This window comes from Streptomyces sp. CC0208, assembly GCF_003443735.1.
Lineage (GTDB): Bacteria > Actinomycetota > Actinomycetes > Streptomycetales > Streptomycetaceae > Streptomyces > Streptomyces sviceus.
Map to the genome: position 1 here is coordinate 1,450,319 of NZ_CP031969.1, position 16,694 is coordinate 1,467,012.

General features: G+C 68.7%; 11 protein-coding genes. 4 read left to right on the forward strand and 7 right to left on the reverse strand.

Annotated elements, in window-relative coordinates:
- Positions 1-162 precede the first annotated feature (162 nt).
- On the forward strand, positions 163-1,026 hold the full coding sequence (locus tag D1369_RS06700) for a LysR substrate-binding domain-containing protein (protein WP_007385915.1): 864 nt from the start codon (positions 163-165) through the stop codon (positions 1,024-1,026).
- 339 nt (positions 1,027-1,365) lie between these two features.
- The gene (locus tag D1369_RS06705; protein WP_007385914.1) at positions 1,366-3,192 is read left to right on the forward strand and encodes an AMP-dependent synthetase/ligase; all 1,827 of its coding nucleotides are present in this window, start codon (positions 1,366-1,368) and stop codon (positions 3,190-3,192) included.
- A 27-nt stretch (positions 3,193-3,219) separates the two neighbouring features.
- On the opposite strand, the gene D1369_RS06710 is transcribed toward D1369_RS06705, so the two are convergent.
- Genes D1369_RS06710 through D1369_RS06730 form a run of 5 tightly spaced genes read right to left on the reverse strand, consistent with a single transcriptional unit; the run spans position 3,220 to position 12,737 of the window.
- A complete protein-coding gene (locus D1369_RS06710) occupies positions 3,220-5,250 on the reverse strand; it encodes a PQQ-dependent sugar dehydrogenase (protein WP_007385913.1) in 2,031 nt (676 codons plus the stop codon).
- 11 nt (positions 5,251-5,261) lie between these two features.
- On the reverse strand, positions 5,262-7,511 hold the full coding sequence (locus D1369_RS06715) for an alpha-galactosidase (protein ID WP_037901987.1): 2,250 nt from the start codon (positions 7,509-7,511) through the stop codon (positions 5,262-5,264).
- A complete protein-coding gene (locus D1369_RS43410) occupies positions 7,508-10,750 on the reverse strand; it encodes a glycosyl hydrolase family 28 protein (protein WP_237557695.1) in 3,243 nt (1,080 codons plus the stop codon). Before D1369_RS43410 ends, D1369_RS06715 begins: the two co-directional genes overlap by 4 nt.
- A gap of 12 nt (positions 10,751-10,762) precedes the next feature.
- Positions 10,763-11,554, reverse strand: coding sequence for a hypothetical protein (locus tag D1369_RS06725; protein WP_007385910.1), 792 nt, complete (start codon positions 11,552-11,554; stop codon positions 10,763-10,765).
- Between the two features lie 4 nt (positions 11,555-11,558).
- Entirely contained in the window at positions 11,559-12,737 is a 1,179-nt protein-coding gene (locus D1369_RS06730) for a glycoside hydrolase family 88 protein (protein ID WP_037901984.1), read from the reverse strand.
- Positions 12,738-13,035: 298 nt separating this feature from the next.
- Here D1369_RS06730 and D1369_RS06735 point away from each other — a divergent pair, with 298 nt between their 5' ends.
- The gene (locus D1369_RS06735) at positions 13,036-13,872 is read left to right on the forward strand and encodes an aldo/keto reductase (protein WP_007385908.1); all 837 of its coding nucleotides are present in this window, start codon (positions 13,036-13,038) and stop codon (positions 13,870-13,872) included.
- Positions 13,873-13,956: 84 nt separating this feature from the next.
- On the opposite strand, the gene D1369_RS06740 is transcribed toward D1369_RS06735, so the two are convergent.
- Positions 13,957-14,658: an SDR family oxidoreductase gene (locus tag D1369_RS06740; protein WP_007385907.1), complete on the reverse strand. Its 702-nt coding sequence runs from the start codon at positions 14,656-14,658 to the stop codon at positions 13,957-13,959.
- 108 nt (positions 14,659-14,766) lie between these two features.
- A complete protein-coding gene (locus D1369_RS06745; RefSeq protein ID WP_037901981.1) occupies positions 14,767-15,654 on the reverse strand; it encodes a class I SAM-dependent methyltransferase in 888 nt (295 codons plus the stop codon).
- A gap of 148 nt (positions 15,655-15,802) precedes the next feature.
- Between D1369_RS06745 and D1369_RS06750 the strand changes: the two genes are divergently transcribed.
- Entirely contained in the window at positions 15,803-16,579 is a 777-nt protein-coding gene (locus D1369_RS06750; RefSeq protein WP_237557694.1) for a phytanoyl-CoA dioxygenase family protein, read from the forward strand.
- Positions 16,580-16,694: the final 115 nt, after the last annotated feature.

Genomic DNA, 16,694 nt, shown 5'->3' on the forward strand with positions numbered 1-16,694 from the left:
GCTTCACGGTGCTCCACTTGCTCGTGTTCGACGACGGTACGGGGACATGACGGGTACCTCCCTCGGAACGGAGGATCCCCCTCCATCGTCCTCCCTCACCCCTTGATCGGGAATCCCGTACACCACTCTGACTGTCATCACGTTCCGCGATAAGCTCGCGCCATGTACGACCCGTCGCAGTTGCGCACGTTCCTGGCGGTGGCACAGACCCTGAGCTTCACGCAGGCCGCCCGGCGGCTGGGGGTGCGCCAGTCGACCGTGAGCCAGCACGTACGGCGCCTGGAGGACGCGGCCGGGCGGCAGCTGTTCACCCGGGACACCCACTCCGTGGAGCTGACGGAGGACGGCGAGGCGATGCTGGGATTCGCGCGGCGGATCCTGGAGGTGCACGACCAGGCCACCGCCTTCTTCACCGGTACGCGCCTGCGGGGGCGGCTGCGGTTCGGGGCGTCGGAGGACTTCGTGCTCACCCGGCTGCCGGAGATCCTCGAGGGCTTCCGGTACGACCATCCCGAGGTGGACCTGGAGCTGACGGTCGAGCTGTCGGGCACCCTGCACGAGCAGCTGGCCGCCGGGAAGCTGGACCTCGTGCTCGCCAAGCGGCGCCCCGAGGATCCCCGGGGTGAGCTGGTGTGGCACGACCGGCTGGTATGGATCGGCGCGGAGCGGCTCCGCCTGGAGGCGGACCGTCCGGTGCCGCTGATCGTCTATCCGCCGCCGGGGATCACCCGCACGCTGGCTCTGGAGGCGCTGGAGCGGCAGGGACGCGCGTGGCGGATCGTGTGCACCAGCGGGAGCCTGAACGGGCTGATCGCGGCCGCGCGGGCCGGCCTGGGGGTGATGGCCCACTCCCGGGGCCTGGTGCCGCCGGGGCTGGTGCGGGTGCCCGACCGGTTCGCGCTGCCGGAGCTCGGGCGGGTGGACTTCGTCCTGGTCCACGGCCGTCGGCGGACGGCCGCTCAGGAAGCCGCGGACGCCCTGGCCTCCGCGATTCTGGCGGGCGGGGACCGGCTGCACCGGGGCTGACGTGGCCCGCCCTGTACGGAGTGACGAATTCCCCGCCGGTGACGCTGACAGAAGTGCGACACCGGCCAGCGCGACGCCAGCCAGAGGACGACCGTTTCTGCAAGATCGCGAGCCGTAATCGGTACGTACAGATTCCGTGGAGATTGCGGCTCGGAAACTTACGCAACCGTCAGTTTTCTGTCCGACCCTTCCCCATGTGAGGGTATTTTCCGGTACTGACCAGGCCATACGTGAGCACCCCTCGGCTTCGGCCCCCCTCCCACCGGGGGGCGGGGTGGGGTAGCTTTCACGGCGCTGTGCGGAGCTTCACTGAGCGCCAGGGAGAGCGGGGAGCGGGGTTTGCGCGAGTTCACCAACCCTCCGTTGGCGTTGGCACCCCCCGTGGGCGGACTGGCCGACGTCGTCTTCGAGCATGCCCAGAACGACCCCGCGCACATCGCCCTCGGCCGCAAGGACGAGAACGGACAGTGGCGGGACGTCACGTCCGCGGAGTTCCGCGACGAGGTCATGGCCCTCGCCAAGGGACTGCTGGCCCAGGGCATCCGCTTCGGTGACCGGGTCGCGATCATGTCCCGTACCCGCTACGAGTGGACCCTGTTCGACTTCGCCCTGTGGACGATCGGCGCGCAGGTGGTGCCCGTCTACCCGACCTCCTCCGCCGAGCAGTGCTTCTGGGCCCTGTACGACGCCGAGTGCACGGCCGCGATCGTGGAGCACGAGGACCACGCGATGACGATCGCCACCGTCATCGACCGGCTGCCGCAGCTGCACCGGCTGTGGCAGCTGGACTCCGGCGCCGTGCGGGAGCTGTACGACGCCGGCGCCGCCATCGAGGAGGAGGTGGTGCACCGCCACCGGCAGGCCGTGACCCCGGACTCGGTCGCGACGATCATCTACACCTCGGGCACCACCGGCCGCCCCAAGGGCTGTGTGATCACCCACGGCAACTTCATGAACGAGGCGGACACCGTCATCGAGCGCTGGGAGCCGGTGTTCCACTCCAAGAAGGGCGACGAGGCGGCGACCCTGCTGTTCCTGCCGCTCGCGCACGTCTTCGGACGGATGGTGCAGGTCGCGGCGATCCGCGGTGGGGTCCGCTTCGGCCACCAGCCGCAGATGAACGCGGCCGCCCTGCTGCCGGACCTCGCCGCGTTCAAGCCGACCTTCTTCCTCGGGGTGCCGTACATCTTCGAGAAGGTCTTCAACGCCTCCCGCCGCAAGGCCGAGAAGGAGGGCAAGGCCGGGCCGTTCGAGAAGGCCGTCGACGTGGCGGTGAAGTACGCCGAGGCCATGGAGGCCAAGGCCTGGGGCATCGGTCCCGGCCCGTCGGCGGGGCTGCGGATGCAGCACCAGCTCTTCGACAAGCTCGTGTACGCGAAGATGCGGGCGGCGATGGGCGGCCGTATCAAACAGGCCATGACCGGCGGTTCGGCCATGGACCGCAAGCTGGGGCTGTTCTTCGCCGGCGCGGGCGTGCACATCTACGAGGGGTACGGCCTCACCGAGTCGACGGCGGCCGCCACCGCCAACCCGCCCGAGCGCACCCGCTACGGCACGGTCGGCCAGCCCATCCCGGGCATGACCGTGCACATCGCGGACGACGGCGAGATCTGGCTGTACGGCCCCACCGTCTTCCAGGGCTATCTCAACAACGACAAGGCCACCGACGAGACCCTGCACGACGGCTGGCTCGCCACCGGTGACCTCGGCTCCCTCGACGAGGACGGCTATCTCACCATCACCGGCCGCAAGAAGGAGATCCTCGTCACCTCCGGCGGCAAGAGCGTCTCCCCCGGCGTGCTGGAGGAGCGGGTGCGCGACCATCCGCTGGTCTCGCAGTGCATCGTCGTGGGCAACGACCGGCCCTACATCGCCGCCCTGGTCACCCTCGACCAGGAGGCCGTCGATCACTGGCTCGCGATGCACGACAAGCCCCGGATGTCCCCGGCCCAGCTGGTGCGCGACGCCGACCTGGAGACCGAGGTGCGGCGCGCCGTGGTGGCCGCCAACACCCTGGTCTCGCAGGCCGAGTCGATCCGCACCTTCCGTATCCTGGCGCAGCCCTTCACCGAGGAGCACGGGCTGCTGACCCCGTCGCTGAAGCTCAAGCGCAAGGCGATCGAGACGGCGTACGCGGGCGAGGTCGAGGCGCTGTACCAGGCCTGAGGACCTGCGCCACGGCCTGACGGCCTGTCAGCTGATCGTCACGCGGAAGATCTTGTCCGATCCGTCCGCCGCTCCTCCGTTGTTGTCGCAGTTGGTGGTCGACAGCCACAGCTGGTCGGCGCCCGGCACCTTGGTGACCGTGCGCAGCCGCCCGTAGGTGCCCACGTAGTACGCGGTCGGCGTGCCGACGCTCTCGTTGTCACCGTTGATCGGGATCCGCCACAACCGCTCGCCGCGCAGGGAGGCCATGTAGACGACGTTGCGCACGATCGCGATGCCGCTCGGCGAGGCATCCGAGACGTTCCAGGTGGCCTTCGGGTTGGTCATCCCCGCGGTGGAGCAGGTGCCCTCGCAGGTCGGCCAGCCGTAGTTGGCGCCGGGCTTGATCAGGTTCAGTTCGTCCTTGGAGCTGTTGCCGAACTCCGCTTCCCACAGGCGGCCGTTGCGGTCGAAGGCGAGGCCCTGCGGGTTCCGATGGCCGAGGCTGTAGACGTAGTTGCCGAACGGGTTGTCCGGGGCCGGTTTCCCGTCCGTCGTCATGCGCAGGATCTTGCCGTTGAGGGAGTTCTTGTCCTGTGCCAGGTCCGGTGTCTGGGCCTCGCCGGTGGAGACGTAGAGGTAGCCGTCGGGGCCGAAGGCCAGGCGTCCGCCGTTGTGGTAGCGGTTCTTCTTGATGCCCTGGAGGAGGACCTTGTAGTCGCTCAGAGCCGTCCCGTCGTACGTCATGCGGACCACCCGGTTGCCTTCGGACGCCGTGTGCATGAAGTAGACGTAATGGTTCGTCTCCCACTTCGGGTCGACGGCGACGCCGAGCAGTCCGCCCTCGCCGTTGGTGGTGACGGCGTTCGGCACGGTGCCGACCTGCGTCTTCGTGCCGTCCTTGGTGACCTTCCAGACCCGGAAGTCGTCCCGCTCGGTGACCAGCGCACTCTTGCCGTCGGGCATCCAGAAGATGCCCCAGGGGATCGTCCAGCCCGAGGAGAGGGTGGAGACCGAGGACGGGACGCCGCCGTCGGTGGCGCAGGCCTTGGTGGTGAAGGTGACCGTGTTGCTCGGCTGGCTGACGTTGCCGGCCGCGTCACGGGCGACGACGTTCAGGCTGTACGGGCTGTTGCAGGCCAGCCCGGTCAGGGTGGTCGAAGTGCCGGTGGTGACGGACTTGTAGACGGTGGTGTCACTGCGCACGTCGTAGCCGATGACCGCCCGGTCGTCGGTGGAGGCGCCCCAGCTCAGCGCGGCGCTGTTCGCCGTGACGTCCGTCGCGGACAGGGTGCCGGGTCTGGTCGGCGGGGTGGTGTCGGAGCTGGGTTTGGTGGTGCAGTCGACGACGGGGCTCGCCGGGGACGTGTTGCCGGCCGCGTCACGGGCGATGACCGTGAGGTTGTAGGTGGTGCCGGGGGTGAGACCGGTGAGCACCTTGCTGGTCGCACTGCCCGGCGCCTCACCGATCTTGTTGCCGTGCTCGTAGAGGTCGTACGCCGTCACGCCCACGTTGTCGGTGGAGGCGCCCCAGGCCAGCGTGAGCCCGTCCTCACCGATGTCGGAGCAAGCGGGCTGCCCGGGACGGCTCGGGGCCTGGGAGTCGGTGACGGCGGCGACGCCGATGCGGTCGAGGTTGGGACCGCCGCCCGCGGTGGTGGCGGTCGCGCGGATCTTGCCGGAGCCCGCGGTGAGCGGGACGTCGACGGTCTTGGTGGCCCAGGTGTTCCAGTCGGCGGTGGCCGGGAAGGAGACGGCCGGCGAGACGACCGTGCCGTTCACGGAGATGTCCATGGGCCGGTCGGTCGCGGTCCCGTTGGCGTAGCGGAAGGTGACGGCCGTGGTGCCCGCGGAGGCGGCGCTGACGGTGAACTCCACGTAGGAGCCCTTGACGTTGGTGTAGTCGACGAAGCCGGTGCCCGTGTAACCGGTGTGGTTGGTGGCCACCGTGCCCTGGACGACGGTCGCGTCCTCCGCCTGGTAGTCGGTGGCCGCGAGCGCGGTGCCCTGGCTCAGGCCGGCGAGCGGCAGAGCGAGGGCGGCGGCGAGGCCGTAGGGCAGAAGTCTGTTGATTTTCACGGTAGTTCCCATCAGCCCGTGTACTGGGTGAAGACCTTGAGGTAGTCGTACGGCTGCTGCGTCACACCGCTGCAGGAGTCGCCGTCGGTGCCCGAGCCGCAGGCGCGGTCGCGGTTGACGGACCAGTAGGTGAGGCGCCCGATGTGGTGCTGCTGGGCGTAGGCGAGCATGGTCCTGAAGTCGGCGACGCGGACGCGTTCACCGGAGTCGTCGGTCTTGCCGTTCATCGAGGACAGGCCGATGTGGGCGTAGGCGGTGGCGTCGCTGTAGCCGTACGCCGACTTGACCCGCGCCTTGAGTCCTTCCATGGCCTGCGTGGTCAGGGTGCCCATGTTCGTGGTGCCGCCGCCGAAGTCGAACGGCATGACGCACCACACGTCGTTCGCCAGGCCCGAGTTCGCCGCCCGCTTGATCATGTCGACGCCGGTGGAGTCGGGGCCGCTGGCCGTGGTGCCGAAGGTGATGACCGTCTTCAGGCCCGGGTTGTTCGCCTTGACCGTCTTCAGCGCGTCGACGACCCGCTGCCGTACGGTCGCGTTGGACCACTCGGTGTTCTCGATGTCGATGTCGAGGGCCTTCAGCTTGTAGGCGCTGATCACCTTCTGGTAGGCGCCGGCGAGCGCCGAGGCGCTGGAGCACTTCTCGCCGAGCTTGTTCCCGCTCCAGCCGCCGACGGAGACCATGACGTCACCGCCGGCGGATCTGATCGCGTCGATCCTGGACTGGTCGGTGCCGCCGGTCAGCGGGCGCGAGCCGTCCCACTTCGGGTTGCAGCCGCCGTCGGAGAGGATGAACGCGAGGGTGAACCACTTGACGCCGGTCGCCGACATCACCGACGTGGGGTTCTGCGGGTTGCCCCAGCCGAGGTACTCGTAGGGGGCGACGGCCATGCCCGGTGAAGCCGCCGCGCTCTTCAGGGAGTTGACGGGCTTCACGCGGATCAGCCGGGTCTCGCCGGGGCGCAGGGTCGCGCTGTAGGAGTCCGCGATCGCACCCTTGTGGGAGCCGGACCACAGGTCGGTGACGTCTCCGGAGCCGGTGAAGCCGACCTGCGACCAGTCCACGGCGACCGTCGCGTTGCCGGACGTACCGGTGTTGAAGAGGGCCACCACGTACTGGCCGTCGCTCTCCTTCTTGCTCCAGACCTGCTTGACCCCGCTGCTCACGATCCGCTTGGCGGCGACGCCGTCCTGGTCGACCCCGATGAGGCGGTCGTTGGTCAGCATCGCCTTGTCGACCGGGTCGAGCTCGGTCAGGTCGGTCCCGAGCAGCAGCGGCGAGGCGGCCATCGCCCAGAGCGTGAAGTGGGACCGGCGCTGGTCGGCGGTGAGGCCCACCCGGTCGCCGTTGCCGATCTCCAGGGAGTCCAGGTCGTTCCAGCCGCCGGGGCCCGCGTACGGCTGCCAGGAGGCCGCCGAGTCGAAGCGTTTGGTGACGTGCGACCAGTCGGTGAGCGGATAGCCGCTGCCGTTGGCACCGGGACCGCAGTAGCACTCCACGTCGCCCTGGGTGCGCCAGCTGTTCGCCAGCTTCTTCCAGGTGGAGGCGTCCGCGATCGCAAGGTTGTTGGACAGCGCGAAGTTGATCGGCCGTCCGGTGGCGCGCAGCGCCTTGTCCCAGGCCTGGACGTCGGGGACGTCCTGGCTGCCCACTCCGTCGATCTTGAGGTAGTCGACTCCCCAGGACGCGAACTGCTTGGCCCAGGAGTTGACGAACTCCTGCGCGCCCGGCTTCTGGTAGTCGATGTAGTACATGTTCTTGCAGTTGTAGTTCTTCTCCGTCTTCGACGTGTCCGCGATGTCCTTCGCGTGGTACGCGGTCCCCTCGATCGGGGTGTTCTTGGTGACGGCGTTCTTGGCGATGCCGGGCGTCACGTAGAAGCCGAACTTCAGGCCCTTGGAGTGGATGTAGTCGGCCAGCGCCTTGATGCCGGACGGGAACTTGGCGGAGTCGACGGTCCAGCGGCCGTAGGAGTCGACGACGAAACCGTTGGAGTCGCACTTCTGCCAGAAGTCGTCGAGGTTGACGTAGACGAAGCGGTGGTCCTTGAGGCCGCCGGCGACCAGCGCGTCGGCCTGGGCCTTGATCTTCGCCTCGGTCGGAGTTCGGCGCACGTAGCTCCAGCTGGACCATCCCATGGCGGGCCGGACGGACTGGCCGTTGTCGGAGGCGGCCGCCGGATGGGCGGTGCCCACGAGCGGCACGGCGGCGGCGAGGAGCAGGCCCGCCACCGCGGCCGTGAGCGATCTGATCCGGATCATGACTGTCCCCCGTTCGCGGGTGTGGCGTACGACGTGCCGATCCACGCCTCGTCGATGCGCAGTCGCTTGTAGCGGGTGGTGTCGGTGGAGGCGGCCCAGGTGGAGGTGACCTCCAGACGGACATAGCGGGCGTTGGCCGCGGTCAGGTCGATGCCCTGGATGCCGCGGCGGCTCGGCAGTTGGCCGGTCTTCACCGGGCTGCCCCAGGTGGTGCCGTCGGCGCTCAGATAGACCTTGTAGTCCTTGATCCGCGCCGACTGCTCGGTGTCCGAGCGGGCGTAGGCGACGGAGTCCTCGCGCTGGTTGAGCCCGAGGTACTGGACCTTCTTCGAGCTGCCGAGGTCGAAGGTGAGGTTCACCGGGAGGGTCTTGTCGTTGTCCCAGTAGGTGCGGTAGTCACCGTCACCAGCGGCCGATCCGGCGTGACCGCTCGCCGAGGCGCTCGCGCTCACCTTGACGCCGGTGAGGATGCCCTGGCGGCCGGCCGTGGTGACCTTGAACACCGTGTCGTACGGGTCCCAGGCACCGAGGCCGGTGAGGGTGAGTACGCCGCCCGACTGTGACCACGAAACCGCCGCGCCCGTACGGAGGTTGGTGACCGACGCGATGCGGTAGCCGTTGTCGCGGACGCGCAGGGTACTGGTGCTGGGCGGAGTCAGGACGTGGATGTACTGGCGGTCGGGGTCGGTTCTGCTGATCGTGGTCACGCCGTGGGCGCCGTCGTTCCAGAATCCCGGCTTGAGCCCGCCGTAGAGGTAGCCGCCGCCCTCCGTGCCGTGCAGGGACTCCCAGATGGGGTCGAGGTAGGAGTTCGCGAAGTTGTTGAAGTCGGCCTGGTTGGCCGGGAACTTGCCGTTGACCTGAGCGGTCTCTGCCATCAGCGCCTTCACGGACGAGCCGGCGTTGGTGACGAGGCGGCCGAGGGTGAGCATCTTGTCGACCGCCGGGTCGGTGCCGCCGTACCACCAGGCGCCGGTGGAGGGCAGCTTGAAGTCGGCCTCGGTGAGGCGGGGTTGGGCCGTGTAGACCGCCTGCGGGTAGTCGTACCCGGGCGACATCCCCGTCTTCTGCTCATTGCTGATCATGTCCATGATCGGCGTGTCTTCGTTGTTGTTGCTGAGCGTGTAGTTCGGACGCTTCTCGTAGATCTGCCGGTAGAGGTCGTGGCTCTCCCAGTAGGCGTTGTCGTTGTCGATCCAGAAGCCGCCCAGGTCGGGATAGCGGTTCATGACCTCGAAGAAGTTGTCGTAACTGAACTGTCCGAAGCCGTCGTTGGTGGTCAGGTCGACGTTCTTGCCCTTGTAGGCGGAGTAGGCGGCCGAGTCGAGCCACTCGTGGCCGCCCTCGTCGTGCCACTGGGGGTCGTTGGTCATGTAGAGGATGACCTTCAGCCCCTTGGCCTTGGCGGCGGTGACCAGTTCACCCAGGAAGTCCCGCTTGGTGGAGCAGGAGCCGGGGATCTTCGACGGCCAGGTGCGGGCGTAGCCGAGGCGGCTGTGGAAGGAGGCGAGGACGAGGTACTGGGTGTGCAGCTTCTGGGCCTCCTTCACCCAGTAGTCGGCGTTCCAGCCGCCGTTGGTGACGTCGTTCTCCCAGTCGGTGCAGCTGGTGTGGGCGGGCGCGGTGCGCAGGCCCCAGTGCAGGAACAGTCCGCCCACGGAGGCACGGAGGAAGTCCTGGCGGGGGTTCTCCAGATCCAGCGGCGTGACCGCCGTACCGCAGTCCTGGCCTCCCGAGACCCGCAGGGCACCGCCGGACGCGTTGTGGCTGTCCGTCAGGCAGCCGCCCGTCACGCCCTGGAAGCCCACGTCGAACGGGGAGCCGCCGCCCTTCTGCGCCGTGAACCGGGTGAGCCGGATGCCGTCCGCCGCGTTGGCGAGGAATGCCGGTCGGCCGTCGTCCGCTGCGAACTTCACGGAGCTGTCGGTGAAGCGGATGTCGTCGGCGTTGTGGAGGTACCAGCCGTAGGCCGGCCGGGTGCCGATGGCCTTGGGGTTGTAGTCGTTCGGGTCGTTGCCCGGCACACCGGTGGACATGGTGCCGTTGCCGCCCGGGACCGTGATGTCGACGTGGTTGAAGGTCACGCCCTTGATGCGGTGGCCGGTCTCGCCCCACAGGGTCGGGCTGAAGGACGGGCTGCTGCCCGTGGCCGTGATGTCGTCGTACGTGATGTCGCTGATCGATCCGACACCGGGACTGTTGCCGCACCGCTTTCTGGTGCCGATCTTCTGCATGATCGGCGAGTGGACGTTGGTCATCGTGATGTCGCGGTAGTGGACGTCGGAGATCTTCGCGCCGTCCATCGACACCATGCCGAGGCCGGACTTGTCGGCACCGTCGATACGGATGTTCTCGAACCGGTAGTCCGAGAAGTCGCCGCAGGTCTCCGAGCCGAACATGAGGGCGTTGCAGCAACGAGCGGACAGGAAGCTGTCGTTGACGCGGACGTGGCCGTTGGGGAGCTTGGCGCCGAGGGCGTAGTCGCTCTTGAAGACCAGGGCGTCGTCGTTGGCCCTGATGTTCGCGTTGGTCACCGTGACGTTCGTCGTGGAGATGATGTTCCAGCCGTCGCGGTCGCTCGCGGTGTCGATGATCAGGTGGTCCGACGTCACGTTCTCGCAGCCGTTGACGAGCGCCGCGAAGTGGCCGCCGCGGCGGAGGGTGAGGCCGTCGCCGATCGTGAGTCCGTCGCACCGGGTCAGGGAGATGATCTTGTCGGCCTCGCCCGACTTCGGGTTGCCGGTGATCAGGTTGCCCATGCCGTCGATGACGCCCTGGCCGACGAAGCCGATGTCGGTCAGCCGGTCGCCGTGGATCATCGCGTCGCGGAAGTGGCTGTGCCCGTAGTCCTGGTAGGCGTCGTACGGGTTGGACTCGGCCTTGTCGTAGGCGTCGGCGCTGGAGCCCTGGAGGGTGGCGCCCTTGTCGAGGCTGAGCGTCACATGGCTCTTCATGTGGATGGTGTTCTTCGACTTGTAGTCTCCGGGCGGGAAGCGGACGACTCCGCCGCCCGCCGCCGAACTCGCCGCGCTGATCGCCTTGTTGACGGCGGGGGTGTCGTTGGCGGAGCCGTCTCCCTTGGCGCCGTAGTCGCGTACGTCGAAGACGGCGGCGGCTCGGGGCGGGGCCTGCGGGGCGACCGGGGCCGCCGGGTGGCCGAGTCCAAGGACGAGGGCGAAGACGAAGAGGACGATCGCCGCCGCTCGGGAGCGGGAGCGTGAGGCAGTGGGGGGTTTCAAGGTGACGGCTCCTCAGACCAGTTGGTAGCCGCGGAGGTTGCTGAGCAGCAGGTAGGTGTTCTGGAGGGAGCCGGAGGTGTCGCCGAGGGAGCGGTAGATGCCCCACTTCGGGCGGACCCGGTCGGCCAGGAACGTGTCGACGCCGGTCTTCGAGGCGTCGATGACGGTCGAGCCACCGGACTTGAGGATCCAGCGGACCGAACCCGCCGAGCCGTCGCCGACCTTGATCTGGAAGTCGACGTCGGTCCACTTGTCGTGCAGCGGGTCCAGGTCGGTGCGGCCGACGAGGATGTCGTCGATGGCGAGCTTCAACTCGATGGTCTGCTTGCCGTTCACCCGGCGCAGGGACTGCACGACGATCGGCGAGGTGCCGTTGCCGGGCTGCTTCATCTGCATGATGTGGGTGAAGGTGGTGGTCGCCTTCAGGGAGCTCGGGATGAACATCGAGTAGGTGACCCGCCAGGTCTGGCCCTTCGTCCACTTCAGGTAGTTGCTGCCGCTGGCGTTGCGCAGCCCTGTGACCTCCTGGCGCTGGCGGTCGGTGGAGGTGTCGCGGTCGACGGTGTGCATGTCGAAGCGCCAGTTGTTGCCGGTGGCGTAGATGTGCGGCTGTCCGGCGGAGTGCGAGTCGGCGCGGTCGTCCTCGATCGTCTCGAAGGCGCCGAGGCCGTCGGCGCTCGCGGAGGGGGCCCACTTCTGCTGCCAGGAGGCGGCGTGGGCGGCGGTCGCCGTCGGCAGACCGACCGCGGCCGCCGTGGCCCCGCCGAGCGCGGCGCCCAGCAACGACCTTCTGGATGTGTTCATGACACTAATCACCTCGCAGTTGCTCGTTCATGATCAGGAAGGCGCCCAGGCCGTGGAGGTCGTTGGTGGCCCGGTCGCGAGCGATGTAGTACGCGTAGTCGCCGACGTTGGTACCGACGGAGATGTCGGCGAGGTTCGTGCGCCCGTCGGAGCCGACCGAGAGCCTGGCGAGCACGCCCTGGTAGCCGCGCTGTGCGACGGCCCGGAAATGCTGGTCCAGGTACCCCTGCTGGGCGCCGCGCGAGAGGGCGTAGGTGAACATGCTGGAGCAGGACGTCTCGGTCCAGTTGTCGCTGCGGGCGCCCTTGTCGATCACCTGGAACCAGCGACCCGTCGCCGGGTCCTGGTACTTCTCCAGACCGGCCGCCAACTTGCGCAAGATGCCGAGCAGTTGGGCCCGGCGTGGGTGGTGCTGCGGAATGCCGTCCAGCACGTTGACGATCGCCATGGAGTACCAGCCGACCGCACGGCACCAGTGCTCGGGGGCGAGCCCGGTGCCCGGGTCGGCCCAGCCGGCGCTCTTCGACTCGTCGTAGGCGTGCCTGAGCAGTCCGTTCGCGACCTGGAGGTGGCTTCCGTAGACGGCGAGCTGTTTCGCGGCCTCGTCGTCGGCGTACGAGCTGTCGCCGAACTCCTCTCCGTACTCGACGAGGAACGGGTTCACCATGTAGACGCCGTCCGCCCAGAGCTGGTGGGCGCGGCTCGCGGTGTCGGCGTGCCAGAAGCCGCCGTCGCTCGTGCGGGGGTAGGAGGCCAGGCGGTCGACGATCTTCTTCGCCGCCTTGCGGTAGCGTTCCTGGCCCGTCTCGTGGTGCAGGATCACCAGGAGCCGGCCGGCCTGCATGCTGTCCAGGCTGTTGAAGGACTGGCCGATCGAGCCGTCGCTCTTCACGAAGCGGTCGACGTAGTCCTTGATGTAGGTCAGGTAGCGGGTGTCATGGGTGCGTTCGTACGTGAGGTACTGGCCATAGAGGTACAGGCCGACCGGGTAGGACCAGCCACCGATGCTGCTCGGTGTGTAGCGGGCCATGGTCGACTCGACCATGGCCACGGACCAGTCCCGGTCCGGGGACCGGCCGATCGGGGAGCCGGCGGGCGGGGGTGCGGCGGCCGGCACGGTGACCAGGGTCGCGGCGGCCAGCGCAAGGGTCGTCAGGGCCGTACGAAGACGACGGCGTCTCATGTTCCTCCCTCTCCGTGAGCCAGGAGACACGGGAAACATCGGATGAAAGCCAGGGAGGATTCACGTCTGTGAACTGAGTTCAGGATTCCGCCCGTTGGCGCGATCCAGAGTCGCGGTAGGACCGTCGCCGGTCAATGGTCTGTACCGAAGACGTCGGATGCATTTCCGGCCAATTTCAGCCATCGTCCACTGACTCGCGGGTCAGTTCGGACGAATTCTCCGGTCAGGAATGCATCACGGCTTGTGATCGTTGACGATGGGAGTACCACCTGACGACAACCGTAAGGATCAAGAGCTCGTGAGCAGCAAGGTCCCCCCGATCATCCTCAACAACGGCGTCGAGATGCCCCAGCTGGGTTTCGGCGTCTGGCAGGTGCCGGACGACGAGGCTGAGCGCGCGGTCGCCACGGCGCTGGAGGCCGGGTACCGCAGCATCGACACAGCGGCGATCTACGGCAACGAGAAGGGCACCGGAAAGGCCGTCGCCGCCTCCGGAGTGGCCCGCGAGGACATCTTCGTCACCACCAAGCTCTGGAACAGCGACCAGGGCTACGACTCGACCCTGCGCGCTTTCGACACCTCGCTGGAGAAGCTCGGCCTGGACTACGTGGACCTGTACCTGATCCACTGGCCCACGCCCTCCCGCGACTTGTACGTCGACACGTACAAGGCGTTCGAGAAGCTGCACGCGGACGGCCGGATCCGGGCCATCGGAGTCTCCAACTTCGAACCCGACCACCTGGAGCGGCTGATCGCCGAGACGTCCGTGGTCCCGGCCGTCGACCAGATCGAGCTGCACCCGCACTTGCAGCAGCACGCGGCCCGCGAGTACCACGCGGAGCAGGGCATCGCCACCGAGGCGTGGTCGCCGCTCGGCTCCGGCAAGGGCCTCCTGGAGGTCCCGGCCGTCGTGGCCATCGCCCGGAAGCACGGCCGCACCCCGGCCCAGGTCGTGCTGCGCTGGCACCTCCAGCTCGGCAATGTCGTGATCCCCAAGTCCGTGACCCCGTCCCGGATCAAGGAGAACATCGCGGTCTTCGACTTCAGCCTGGACACCGAGGACCTGGCGGCGATCAGCGCGCTCAACGAGGACCGGCGCCTCGGCCCCGACCCGTCGACGTTCAACGCCGCCTGACGGCACACCGCCTCGGCCGGCGGTGCGGTCCCTGTAGTAGGGGCCGCACCGCCGGCCGTCGTGTGTGCCCGGTGGTGTCAGCCGTCAGACGGGCTGCCCGATCGGCCGTACGACGACGGTGTTGATGTCGACGCCCTCCGGCTGCCGTACGGCCCACACGACCGACGCGGCGATCTGGTCCGCGGTGAGGAGGTGGCCCGGCGGCAGGCTCCCGTAGCTGTCCCAGAACGGCGTCTCCACCCGTCCGGGGGCGATCAGGGTGACGCCGACGCCGAACTCGGTCACCTCACGGCGGGTGTTCTCGGCGAGCCCGGTCACCGCCCACTTCGTCGCCCCGTAGATGTTGCCGGGCCCGTGGACGAACCCGGCGACGCTGCCGACCAGGACGATCCGGCCGCGGGTCTCCTTGAGCGCGTCGATGGAGGCGCGGATGAGGAGGGCGGGGCCGAGCACGTTGGTCAGCACCATCTCGGTCCAGCCGGCGGGGTCTCCCGCGGCCACGGTGTCATGGGTGGCGAAGCCCGCGTTGGCGACGACCGTGTCCAGTCGCCCGAACTCCTTGAGCGTGCCGTCCACGGCGGCCTTGATGTCGCCGTACTCGGCGGCGTTGCCGACGAACGTCAACAACCCCTCCGGGTTGCCCAGTTCCTCGGCGAAGGCGCGCAGCCGCGGCTCACCACGCCCGGTGACGGCCACCCGGTGCCCCGCGTCGAGCAGTTGCCGCGCGACCGCGGCGCCGATACCGCTGCCGCCGCCGGTGATGAGCGCGACCGGTGAGTCGGACATGGCTTCCCCCTGTGTGCTTCTGTCATCTCGTGGACGCCAGGGAGTACATCAGTTGGAGCATTCTCGAAGTCAAGGGCCGCAGGTTCGCCGGTGCCCGGAGGCGGGATCTCAACCGGTCCGCACAGCCGTGTGCACCGTGTGCACCGCCAGCACGAACACATCCGCCCGCCGGTGCACACTCACCGCGTCCTCGGGATCGAGCAGCCGGTCAAGCGTCTCCCGGTCGTCCGCAGCCAGCCGCTCCGCGAAGACATCCCGCAACCGTCCGAGCGACCCAGCGATGTAGCCGCGCGCGCGATCGGTCGTCGGCGCCGGGAGATCCAGCATGAAACTGCGCGTACCGGTGTGCCGCAGCCCGGCCGAGGCCATCAGCGCGGGCCAGTCCTCGACCTCCGGGACGGAGTCGGGCAGATCCGCGCGCATCGCCGCGAACCACTCCTCCTCCAGCGCGTCGAGCCGCGCCTGGAGGCCCGGCCGCCCGATCCCGATGTCCCGCGGCAGGAAGCGCGGCGGCAGCCCGCCCTCCATCAGCGCCAGCGTGCCACCCCGCGCCAGCCGCGAGGCGAACGCGGCGATCCCGGCCCGCTGATCTCCGAGGTGGTGCAGGCTGCGGCTGGCCCAGAGCAGGTCGACCGGGTAGTCCAACTCATCTAGGATCCCGGGCAGTTCACCCGCCAGGGTGCCGAAACGGTCGGCGACGCCGAGCCGTTCGGCCCGGGCCTGCGCCCGCTCCAGCAGCGGCTCGGCCCCGTCGACAGCCACCACTCGGGCCCCCGGGAACGCGTCGGCGAGCAGACAGGACAGCACCCCGGGCCCACTGCCCGCGTCGACGATCAGCCCCGGCTCGGTCTGCTTGTGCCCGAGCCAGGCCAGGGCCCGCTCGTACAGGGGCGTGAACAGTTCCGCCTGGGTCTCCAGATGCTCGGCCATCCTGGACCAGTCGATGTCGGTGTGGTCATGGTGGTGGTGACCGTGGGTCTCGTGATCGTGCGCCATGGTGCCAGCCTCTCCTCGCGATGCGGTCAGCGTGCTCCGACGCACCGCGAAGAGGCCAGCGGAGTTGCCATGACAGCAACAAGCACGGCAAAGCGGACGTAAAGAAAATGGGATGCGTCCGTCCCGGCCGGTCCCCCACGATGACCCCATGGACGACGAACTGGTGGAGCGATTCCTCGGCGACGGATTCGTGAGGATCGAGGGCGCCTTCCCGCCCCGCGTCGCCCAGCACTGCGCGTCGCTGCTGTGGCGGGAGACGGGCTACGACCCCGAGGACCCGGCCTCCTGGAAGGACCCGGTGGTATGGGTGGCGGGGATGGCACAGGGCCCGTTCGCGGCGGCCGCCAACTCCCCGGTTCTGCACGAGGCGTTCGATCTGCTGGTGGGCGAGAACCGCTGGCAGCCCCGCTACTCGCTGGGCAGTTTCCCGTTGCGGTTTCCGCACGCGGAGGAACCCGACGACGCGGGCTGGCACATCGAGGGCAGTTACCTCCCCGAGGGCGCACCCGTCGGCATGTACCACACCAACCTGCGCTCCCGGGACCGCGCCCTGCTGATGCTGTTCCTGTTCAGTGAGGTCACGGAGGCGGACGCCCCGACCCGCATCAGGGTCGGCTCCCATCTCGACGTACCGCCCGTCCTTGCGCCGTACGGCGAACCGGGCGCGTGCTTCCTGGAGTTGGGCCCGAAGGTGGACAAGGCCTCGGCACACCGTCCGCTCGCCCACGCCACCGGCAGCCCCGGTGACGTCTACCTCTGCCACCCGTTCCTGGTCCACGCGGCCCAGCCCCACCACGGCGGGAGCCCCCGTTTCATGGCACAGCCACCACTGCTCCCGGCCGAGCCGTACGAGTTGGACCGCCCGGACGGCGACTACTCGGCGGTGGAGTTCGCGATCCGCCGGGGCCTGGCCAGAGAGCACTGACCAGACCCCGAGCGGCATGACTCCCGAGGGGCGCGGGGCGGTATCGATGTGCGGCTCCGCCGCGCGGGCGCGACCAGCCACAACGAACCGGCACCCGCAGCCCCACCGCACCCGG

Bases quoted from the DNA above. Each gene is read 5' to 3' on its own strand.
- D1369_RS06740 (WP_007385907.1), bottom strand. From the start codon at position 14,658: ATGTCCGACTCACCGGTCGCGCTCATCACCGGCGGCGGCAGCGGTATC.
- D1369_RS06725 (WP_007385910.1), bottom strand. From the start codon at position 11,554: ATGAACACATCCAGAAGGTCGTTGCTGGGCGCCGCGCTCGGCGGGGCC.
- D1369_RS06745 (WP_037901981.1), bottom strand. From the start codon at position 15,654: ATGGCGCACGATCACGAGACCCACGGTCACCACCACCATGACCACACC.
- D1369_RS06750 (WP_237557694.1), top strand. From the start codon at position 15,803: ATGGACGACGAACTGGTGGAGCGATTCCTCGGCGACGGATTCGTGAGG.
- D1369_RS06730 (WP_037901984.1), bottom strand. From the start codon at position 12,737: ATGAGACGCCGTCGTCTTCGTACGGCCCTGACGACCCTTGCGCTGGCC.
- D1369_RS06700 (WP_007385915.1), top strand. From the start codon at position 163: ATGTACGACCCGTCGCAGTTGCGCACGTTCCTGGCGGTGGCACAGACC.
- D1369_RS06715 (WP_037901987.1), bottom strand. From the start codon at position 7,511: ATGATCCGGATCAGATCGCTCACGGCCGCGGTGGCGGGCCTGCTCCTC.